Origin of the sequence: Ureaplasma diversum NCTC 246 (genome assembly GCF_000731915.1) — a bacterium.
Lineage (GTDB): Bacteria > Bacillota_I > Bacilli_A > Mycoplasmatales > Mycoplasmoidaceae > Ureaplasma > Ureaplasma diversum.
Genome location: NZ_JFDP01000064.1, coordinates 1 through 9,508, shown reverse-complemented (window position 1 = coordinate 9,508; position 9,508 = coordinate 1). Strand labels below are relative to the sequence as shown.

Below are 9,508 nucleotides of genomic sequence, written 5' to 3'. Positions count from 1 at the left end.
AAAAATTAATGAAGTACTAAGTGCTATTTTATTAAACTGGATTATTTTCTTTGTAACACGATATGTTGTGTTTACAGCTCAAAACAAAATATATAATCCAAACCCTAATCAAATTGGACAAAGTTCAATTCAATTTTCTGATAATTATTCATTAACTAAATTAGGATCATTTGAAGGAGTAGGTGTAGGTGGAGAATCAACTACATTTACTTATGGATTTATCTTTGCTCTATTAATCTTTATTTCATTATCAGTTATTGTGTTTATTATTCTTAAATATACTGTTTTTGGACATAAGATCTTATCTGTTGGTAAATCATTCTCTGCTGCTCAGTATGCAGGATATAAAACAAAACTAATTTCTTTATCAACATTTGCTATTTCTGGTGCTTTAGCTGGAGCATTAGCGATGGTTAACTATACAGCTACATCAAGTAATGCTATTACTATTTCTCAATCAAATGACATCTTACCATTACAAGGGTTTGATGGGATTGCAATTGGATTAATTGCTCAAACTCATCCATTAGCTACAATCCCAGTTTCATTCTTAATGGGTCTATTACAACAATCAACTGAAAACTTAGGGGGAAGTTTCCCACAAGATATCTCAGGAATCATTATTTCCTTTGTGATGTTAGGAGCTGCAATGTTTGTGCTCTTTGAAAGAATCTCACCAGTTTATTGAGCATACCAACTATTCTCTTCTTACAAAGCAAAAGATTTATATAAGGAATATGAAAATGTTTCTGCAGCTACTTTAGCTGAATATAAAGCTTTATATAATGAAAATAAAAAGAATTTAAATTTATACCACCAAAAACTTAAAAAACTATATCAACAACTTAAACAACATCCAAATCATATAAACTATCATTTAGCTGAACAAACTTATCAAAAAGCTTTAGTTGTTGTTAATCAGTTCTATAAAGACCAATTAGCTAAATACTATGAAGAATATTTAAATAAAACTACTTATCAGCTTGCTCAATTTAAAAAGCATATCTTAATTGAAGAAGCAAAACTAGTTTACTACCCTGAAATCGAAGCACAACGAAAGTTTAACGCTCATTTAAAACGAATTGAAAACAAGAGTGCTTTACACTTATCAAAATATAAAGATAAAATCTATGCTGAACAAGCATTATTACAAAAACTACAAGATCAACACTTAAGTCAATATGTAATGAACTTAGATGTTAACTATGAAGCTTTTAAACAATTTAAAGCTGAATTTGATCAAAAACCAGTTTGAGATCTAAATAATACTAAAGCATTCTTAGCTACACTTAAAGATAAAGATAATCGATTAATTATTGATCATATTGATGCATTAGAAACAAATGATGAAATTGCTTTAATTGCAACAAATAATCAATTAAATCAATATGTTAATAAAATCTTAGATCAAGAAGTAGAAGAAATTATTACTTTAAATAAGATTAATAAAAAAGATCATAATCCTGAATTCACTAATACTATTGAACAATACTTTGCTAAAAAAGATAGAGTTTATAACCAAATTCTTAATAAGAGAAACAAATGTAGAAGTGCATATATTAATGAATTAGATAAATTTGCAAATGAAACTAATAATGTTGATAGTTTATTAAAGAAATATCAAAAACAACCAAGCTTAAACAAAATAGAAGCATTCTATAAAAAAGCAACAATTAGAGCTAATAAACTAAAACTAAATGAAAATGAAAAGAACTTAATAAACGAATGATTATTAGCTGCTAAAACAAACCAACTCAATAAACTAAATCCAGTAAGTAAGGAGCTTAATTAACAATGCCAACGTTATCATTAGTTAATGAATCCGCTTTATTTGCTGCGGTATTAATTCTAGGTTCACTAGCAGGTTATTTTAGTGAACGAGTAGGAATTGTAAACATCGGGATCGATGGTCAGATGATTTGTGGTGGATTCTTCTTTGCTTTATTTGCCACTATCATTTATAAATACATGGGAACAACCTATGATACTGAAAAAACCTTTATTGGTCCACTACTATTAGCTGGAGTGTGTACAATTCCAATTACGATGCTATTTGGGTTTTTAACAATCAAGTTAAAAACCAATCAAACAATTGCAGGAACTGCTATTAATTTACTTTCTACAGGAGTGTTTACTTTTTTAACAAACACTGTTGGACAACAAATTGATAATAAAACAACACTAACATCAGAATATAGTGGTTTATTAAGAATTGGTGATGGAACTACTGCTATTTATATTGGTAGTTTACTAATTCTAGCTGCTGTTATCATTATTGCTTCTGGTTTATATGTAATGATGAAGAAAACACCATTTGGATTAAGACTAACTGCTATTGGTGAAAACCCTAATGCAGCAGATGCCCAAGGGATTAATGTTTATAAATACCAATGAATTGCTTTAAGCTTTAGTGGGTTTTTAGCTGGACTTGCTGGGGGGATCTTTGTTTATTCAACCCAAGCTGGGTTTAGAGGAAGTGTAAATGGAGCTGGATTCTTAGCACTTGCAATCTTAATTGCAGGAACTTGAAGAATTCCTTTATTAATTTCTGTTTCTATTTGCTTTGCTATTATTACTAAAACAGTTAGCCAAGTCAATGCTAATATCATTCCACAAGAAGTTGGTAAATTATTACCATATCTAATTACTTTAGTTGCTATGGTTGCATTCAGTAAGTACTCGATTGCTCCTAAAAACCTGGGTATGGGCTTTGATAAATCAAAACGATAAAATAAAAAATAGAACTACTCTGATTAGCAGAGTAGTTTTTTGTTTGCTTTATAATATGAAATTGTTATATTTTAAGATTATCTAACTATAATATATACTATATATAGATTAGTTTTGTAGCTTATTTAACTTATTATTAATAGAGTTATACTGATAAAAGTGTAGCTTAGTAGATTATTATTCATTTCCTTAAAAAGTTAAATAAGTTTAAGATCAATATAATTAAAAACTAAGCAATTAACAAAATCAATTTAGGCTAAATCAATTATTAATTAGCTTTTAAAACAAGATAAAAAATAGACAAAATCAATTAAAAAATTATTGTTTTTTATAATATAAAAAATATAAAATTTCATAGTGATATACCTTCTTTTTCTATATTGTAATGGGTTTATAATTACAAATAATTTGAAATTAAAAGGTATCTATATGAAAATGAACAAAATGAAGCATAGAAAGTGACTCTCTATTGCACTAGGCACTACACTAGTTGCAGCAGGGATTAGTGCTCTAGCTTTTTCATGCCGGACTGAAGGCGGAAAAGATGGGACAATAAAGAAAACTAATCCTACAACACCAAAAGATGTTGACCCAAAAACTGTTGTTAAAACAGGCGGAAGCAAGCAAACAACTCCAGTTACTCAACCTAAAAAATCAACTGTTAGTTTAGACTCTGACACTAAATTAACAAAAAAGGACAATAAATACGAGCTTAAATTAAACATTACAAACGCAGATAACAAGTTTGTTAAGGTAGAACTAACAGCAACATCGAATGCACCTGTTGTAGCAACAAACTCAAATACAATTACATCTGAATTCGGAACTGTTAAAAATGGAAAAGTGACTGTTCAATTTAGTAATTTAGACGACAAAATGGACTATAAAGTTAAATCAGTTAGTCTTTATCAAACAAAAGAAGATACAAAGCCAGTTAAAGTTGAATTAGCAACTAAAGTAAGTGATCAAAAAATACAATTAGAAAAACCAAAAACTTTAGCTGCTCAACCGCAAGTTCAAGGTGATGATCCGACTGCTGGTCAAAGTGGTGGAAGTACTCAAGGTGGTAAACAAAAAGAAACTAAACCAAAACCAAAAAACCAAAAAACCAAAACCATCTAAAAGTGCATACACTAAAGAAATATTTGATCCAGCTGTACATTTACCAAAATTTGTCGACAAATATTGAGCTAGAGGCGTAATTTATGACCACTTAAAAACTAAATTTTTAGGTATCTCTGACCCAGATGCTAAGTTTAATTGATTCACTAAGTGAGAATATGATCCTGAAAAACCATTTTATCCTGGTGAAAAAGATGATAATGAATTTGAATATCTTGTTAAATTATATTGAATGGCAGCATTGTATGCATTAGAAAGCAATTATATGATGCAAGTTGGAAAAGATGAATATAATAGAATTGTAGATCGATTATATAGATATTTCTGAAGCGATGTTAAAAAAACTAAGAAATACGACACAAAAAGTGCTCCCCATTATGATTTATCAATCGCTGCAATTAACGCTCTTAAACGTGCTAATGAACAACTTGAAGAACTTTATAAAAAATTAAAAGAAGAAGGAAAAATTACATCTAGCGATTCTGGTTCAACTACTGATAGCAGCAATAGTGCGACTACCCCCCCCAGATAAAGGAGATAAATCTAAAGAAACTGGAGATTCAAAAGAAACAGTTGCTAAACCATCTTCTCCAAGACGTAATAGTGGTTCTAATTCTGGTCATGTTCATTATAATCCTCATGATTATGATCCTGAAAAAGAGAAAAGAGATAATGATCCAATCAGAAAAGCAAAACCATCATTTGCTGATGGAGTAAAAGAGGTTACTGCTAAAAAAGTTGGTGATAAATATCAATTCCAAATTAAATTTGAAGAACATGCAATCGGATACAATGCTTCACTAATCTTTGCAAAGGATAACCAAGAAAATTCTGAGGGTTTATTTAGTATAGATGATATTAGTGTTGAAAACACTGACCCGATAAATTTAGAGTTCCCTGCTTCAGAGGTTGAAGGAAAAGGGTTGACAAAAGTTTATCTTAAAACTGTTTCTTACGAAAAAGAAGACACTGATTATATTGATGTTAAATTAAGTTCAGAAAACCTAGTTGTTAATTTACCTAAAAAATAATAATTTTTACCAAAAAAATCAAATTTATATTTCTAGTATTAAACTAGCGATGGGTTTGGTTTTTTATTTGATATCAAAACCAACTTAATTATTTTTTACTTTAACAAATTTTATAAATTTTTTCTTAAAAACCTAAATTTCCATTTTCATTTACCCTTTTAATTCAACAAACCTAATAATTTAATGTACTATTTAATAAACTATACAATTAAGATTCTTAATAAGAGAGGATAGAATTATGAAAATATTAGTAATAGGAGATATCTTCTCAAGACAAGGTAGACGGGCGGTTTTTAATGAACTACCCAAATTAAAAAAACAAGAACAAATTGATTTTGTTATAGCTAATGCAGAGAATGCAACCCACGGACGTGGGTTGTCTAAAAAACACTATGAAGAAATCATTAATGCTGGTGTTGATTGTATAACTATGGGTAATCATACATGAGATAACCCAGAGATCTTTGAAATCTTTGAAACTTGTGATCGAATCATAAGACCATATAATATTGATCTAAAAAGTGATTTTAGTAAAAAGGGAAAAGGTTCTATAGTTTTTGTTATTAATAAGATAGCTATTAGAATTACTAACTTATTAGGTTCATCAATTAATATGAATGGATTACAAACTAATCCATTTGAAGCATTAGATGAAATTATTAAACATAATGATGCTTTAATCCATATAGTTGATTTTCATGCTGAAACAACAGCTGAAAAGAATGCTTTATTTTTAGATTTTAGTTCTAAGGTTAATTTAATCTATGGAACACATACTCATATACCAACTAATGATGCTAGAATCTTTAATAATACAGCATATCAAACTGATTTAGGGATGTGTGGGGCATTGAATAGTGTAATAGGTGCTCAACCCCAAAATATTATTGCTCGTTTTAGAGATTCTACTAAAGCTTTTAAAATGATTCCAAGTGAAGAATCTTATGTATTTTGCTCTAGTTTAGTGGAGTTTGATGATACATCTGGAAAGCCAATAAATATTAAACCAATTGTCATATATGAAAATTAATTTTATATTGACATAATTTTCTAATTTTGCTATTATTTTATGTGTGTTTTTACGCTTGTTGTATGGTAATAACCACTTATAATTAGTTTATAATAACTAAAATAAGGCAATTTTAGATGGTGCCATAGCCAAGTGGTAAGGTCAGGAGCTGCAACCTCCTTATTCGTCAGTTCGAATCTGACTGGCACCTCCATATGCACCCTTAGCTCAATTGGACAGAGCGTCTGGCTACGGACCAGAAGGTTATGGGTTCGACTCCTGTAGGGTGCGCCATTAAATTTCTATAAATTCACTATATAAGCAAATAACTATGATAGTGATTTTTTCATCGGGAAGTAGCACAGCTTGGTAGTGCACTTGGTTTGGGACCAAGGGGTCGCAGGTTCGAATCCTGTCTTCCCGACCATGTGGCTGGATAGCTCAACTGGTTAGAGCACACGGTTCATACCCGTGAGGTTCAGAGTTCAACTCTCTGTTCAGCCACCATATTTGCTTCTATAGCTCAATTTGGTTAGAGCCCCCGACTCATAATCGGTTGGTTACAGGTTCAAGTCCTGTTAGAAGCACCATTGAATATAGAAGTATCTATTGGTTCATTAAACTTTAATTATTTGAATAAGCACTTAGCTTTATGTTATAATTATATGGTTATGAATCAATCCTTTTGGAGAAATACCCAAGTCCGGTTGAAGGGATCAGTCTTGAAAACTGAGAGTCGGTTTGCGCCGAGCGGGGGTTCGAATCCCTCTTTCTCCGCCATTAAATTACCAACTTTTTGTTAGTGATTTATGGATTCATACCATATAATTATTAACAATTAGTTTTCATCGCGGGATAGAGCAGCTTGGTAGCTCGTCAGGCTCATAATCTGGAGGTCGGGGGTTCAAATCCCTCTCCCGCAACCATTGGTTCTGTAGTGTAGTGATTAACATGCCTCTCTGTCACAGAGGAGATCGCGGGTTTGACTCCCGTCAGGACCGCCACGGCTTTGTAGCTCAGTCGGTAGAGCAACGGACTGAAGATCCGTGTGTCGGCAGTTCGATTCTGCCCGAAGCCACCATTAGTAATATAAGCAAAAGCCAGGTGTAAACCTGGTTTTTTCCTGTGGTTAATAGCTTAAACTAAAATAAAAAAACCAGCCCATTAATAAGCTGGTTTAACACCCTATTTTTTATAAATCATTTGTTACTTCTTTTGAAGAGAAGAAAGAAGTAATTTATTATGAACTATTAGCTTAGAAAGATATGTTTATATTTAATAAGAGGTATAAAGTTAGAATTTATACAAAAAGGTATGTAATGAAAATATAAACTAAATGTATATTTAAATTGTTATACATTAATACAAGCTATAAGAAATAATATTGTATACGAGCTATTTATAAATGATTTAATGGGCTAGATTTTATCCTAGCCCATTTTATTATATCAATAAATTTACAAAAATTATTAATTCTTGTCTTGCTTTTAGTAGTTTATTTGCTAGTAATATGAATATTACCGAAATTTTGGATAATATTGATACAATGTTCAATGTTTCTTTCTATATGTCTAAACATCAAAATTAGCTTAATATGCTTAGAACTATCATCATCATTTTTGTCTGCTTGATGTGAAATAAGAGCTACAGATACATTATTTGTTTGGTTAAAGAATTCACTTCTAATTCGTTTAATTTCTTCAACACCATCAGCAGAAATATTGTTTTGTTTAAAGAAGCTATAAAGGATTTTCATTCGATCGATAGAATCTTTAAATCGTTCTAAGAATTGGTTTTTTTGATTATCAGTGAATGTTGTTTCTAAAAAGTAGTCAGCAATGATTTCAGCATGGTCTGAGATTCTTTCTAAATCTTTAACTGAGTTAATAACAGCTATAAAGAATCGTAAATAACCAGCTCTTGGTTGATCCTTTTGGATTGTTCACATACATTCATCAATCATATCTGAATATTGTAGATTAACTTGTTCTTCTAAAAAAGCTGTTTCATCATAAATTTCACTTAATGTTAAATCACTTTCAACAAGACGGTTATATAATAATTCTTGATTTTCAATAACCTTTTTAAAGAAGCTTTTAAAAGCATCAAATAAATAACTTTGAGATTCTTTTAACATTGAGTAGTTTGTAGCCATAATATTCACCTCTTAAAATTAACCAATTTTTCCGTATACATAATCTCGTGTTCTTGTTTTTTGTGGTTTAGTGAATAATAGTTTTGTATCATTCACTTCTTCAACTCATCCTTGATAAAAGAAAACAGTTTGATCTGAGATTCGTTGAGCTTGTGCCATTGAGTGGGTCACAATAATAATTGAATATTTCTTTTTAAGTTCTAAAATTAGTTCTTCAATTTTTGCAGTAGCAATTGGATCTAATGCACTAGTTGGTTCGTCCATTAATAAAACTTCAGGTTCAAGAGCGATTGCTCTTGCAATACATAATCTTTGTTGTTGACCCCCAGATAAAGCAGTTCCTACTTTATCTAAATCATCTTTAACTTCATCTCACAATGCTGCTCCTTTGAGTGATTGTTCAACAATTACATCAAGGATTTTTTTATCTTTAATACCATTATTTTTAGGTCCATAAGCAACATTATCATAAATACTCATTTCAAATGGTGTTGGTTTTTGGAAAACCATTCCAATTCTTGTTCTTAACTCAAGTCCTGACATCTTCTTAGAACGAGTATTTATTCCAGAGAAATAAATTTCTCCTTCAGAATCTGTTCCATCAATTAAATCATTTAATTGGTTAAGATTTCTTAAAAAAGTAGATTTACCACACCCACTAGGACCAATTAAAGCAGTTACTTTATTTCTTTTAATATCAATATTAATATCATGAAGAACATGTTTAGATCGATTAGCATACCAGAAATTGAAATTTCGTACTTCAAAAACATTTTCAGGACTAAAATCAACTTTTGGTTGGTCTACTTGTTTTCGTTTCTTTTCTAAATAAGCTTTTAACTCTTCTTTTTTAGTTTTTGATAATTTTAGTTTCTTAAAGAAAGCTTTAAAGAATGGAAGTTTATTTAGTTCAATAGCAATTTGAGCAGGCTCTAAATCATTTAGGTTTTTGTTTTGCTCTAAATCATAAACCTGAGTTAATTTTTTATTCTCGCTCATAATTACTCCTTAATCTTAAGTTCTAATGCACTCATCTCTTCATCACTTAAATATTTAATTTTATAAAACTTATAACCGATTTTAGCTACTTTATGTTTTTGTTCATTATAATTCATCTCAGCTGCTTGAGTATGAGAAAGATATAATCGGTTCATATATATTTGTTTTCTTAAAGCTACTATATTTTCATTATTAGGAAAAGCTTTATATAATTTATATTTCTCTAATCAATTCTTAATTTTCTTTTTAAAAGGATCATAATAAGGAATTAGTATATGAGCAACAATAATTAAAGCAATAACTAAAACAAAAGTAATAAACGCAGATTCATACATTATATTTTTAGCTACAATTGCATTATTCTCATATAATTGAGCATAAATTCGTGTTGTTAGTGTTTGCCCTGGATTAAGAAGAGTAGTAACTCTTGATGATGATAAACCAGCAGTTAAATAAAGAGGA

The 9,508-nt window shown here is 30.0% G+C and carries 8 protein-coding genes, 9 tRNA genes and 1 pseudogene; 15 read left to right on the top strand and 3 right to left on the bottom strand.

The window, feature by feature from the left end:
- The 15 genes from UDIV_RS02965 to UDIV_RS02895 form a co-directional block, all read left to right on the top strand.
- Positions 1 to 1,792, top strand: a 1,792-nt coding sequence (locus tag UDIV_RS02965) for an ABC transporter permease subunit (RefSeq protein ID WP_051749492.1), incomplete at its 5' end; no start/stop codon positions are given.
- A 2-nt stretch (positions 1,793 to 1,794) separates the two neighbouring features.
- On the top strand, positions 1,795 to 2,730 hold the full coding sequence (locus UDIV_RS02960; protein WP_038103129.1) for an ABC transporter permease: 936 nt from the start codon (positions 1,795 to 1,797) through the stop codon (positions 2,728 to 2,730).
- Between the two features lie 429 nt (positions 2,731 to 3,159).
- The gene (locus UDIV_RS02955; protein ID WP_038103127.1) at positions 3,160 to 3,852 is read left to right on the top strand and encodes a hypothetical protein; all 693 of its coding nucleotides are present in this window, start codon (positions 3,160 to 3,162) and stop codon (positions 3,850 to 3,852) included.
- Complete coding sequence (locus UDIV_RS02950; RefSeq protein WP_038103125.1) at positions 3,794 to 4,384, top strand: hypothetical protein; 591 nt, start codon at positions 3,794 to 3,796, stop codon at positions 4,382 to 4,384. The genes UDIV_RS02955 and UDIV_RS02950 overlap by 59 nt, the downstream gene beginning before the upstream one ends.
- Entirely contained in the window at positions 4,362 to 4,883 is a 522-nt protein-coding gene (locus UDIV_RS02945) for a hypothetical protein (protein ID WP_038103122.1), read from the top strand. Before UDIV_RS02950 ends, UDIV_RS02945 begins: the two co-directional genes overlap by 23 nt.
- A 238-nt stretch (positions 4,884 to 5,121) precedes the next feature.
- The gene (locus tag UDIV_RS02940) at positions 5,122 to 5,913 is read left to right on the top strand and encodes a TIGR00282 family metallophosphoesterase (RefSeq protein ID WP_038103121.1); all 792 of its coding nucleotides are present in this window, start codon (positions 5,122 to 5,124) and stop codon (positions 5,911 to 5,913) included.
- Between the two features lie 118 nt (positions 5,914 to 6,031).
- A tRNA-Cys gene (locus UDIV_RS02935) sits at positions 6,032 to 6,106 on the top strand.
- A gap of 3 nt (positions 6,107 to 6,109) precedes the next feature.
- Positions 6,110 to 6,186 (top strand) — tRNA-Arg (locus UDIV_RS02930).
- A gap of 56 nt (positions 6,187 to 6,242) precedes the next feature.
- Positions 6,243 to 6,319, top strand: a tRNA-Pro gene (locus UDIV_RS02925).
- Positions 6,320 to 6,322: 3 nt separating this feature from the next.
- Positions 6,323 to 6,399: transfer RNA gene (locus UDIV_RS02920), tRNA-Met, on the top strand.
- Positions 6,400 to 6,404: 5 nt separating this feature from the next.
- Positions 6,405 to 6,482 (top strand) — tRNA-Ile (locus tag UDIV_RS02915).
- A 97-nt stretch (positions 6,483 to 6,579) separates the two neighbouring features.
- Positions 6,580 to 6,672, top strand: a tRNA-Ser gene (locus UDIV_RS02910).
- Positions 6,673 to 6,741: 69 nt separating this feature from the next.
- A tRNA-Met gene (locus UDIV_RS02905) sits at positions 6,742 to 6,818 on the top strand.
- Positions 6,819 to 6,820: 2 nt separating this feature from the next.
- Positions 6,821 to 6,896, top strand: a tRNA-Asp gene (locus tag UDIV_RS02900).
- A gap of 1 nt (position 6,897) precedes the next feature.
- A tRNA-Phe gene (locus UDIV_RS02895) sits at positions 6,898 to 6,973 on the top strand.
- 414 nt (positions 6,974 to 7,387) lie between these two features.
- On the opposite strand, the gene UDIV_RS02890 is transcribed toward UDIV_RS02895, so the two are convergent.
- The 3 genes and pseudogenes from UDIV_RS02890 to UDIV_RS04585 all read right to left on the bottom strand — a co-directional run.
- Positions 7,388 to 8,047 (bottom strand): PhoU domain-containing protein, encoded by a 660-nt coding sequence (locus UDIV_RS02890; protein ID WP_038103119.1) that lies wholly within the window; start codon positions 8,045 to 8,047, stop codon positions 7,388 to 7,390.
- An 18-nt stretch (positions 8,048 to 8,065) separates the two neighbouring features.
- Positions 8,066 to 8,968 (bottom strand): phosphate ABC transporter ATP-binding protein PstB, encoded by a 903-nt coding sequence (pstB, locus tag UDIV_RS02885; protein WP_465242698.1) that lies wholly within the window; start codon positions 8,966 to 8,968, stop codon positions 8,066 to 8,068.
- 80 nt (positions 8,969 to 9,048) lie between these two features.
- Positions 9,049 to 9,508 (bottom strand): annotated as a pseudogene (locus tag UDIV_RS04585) (phosphate ABC transporter permease PstA); the annotation flags it as partial.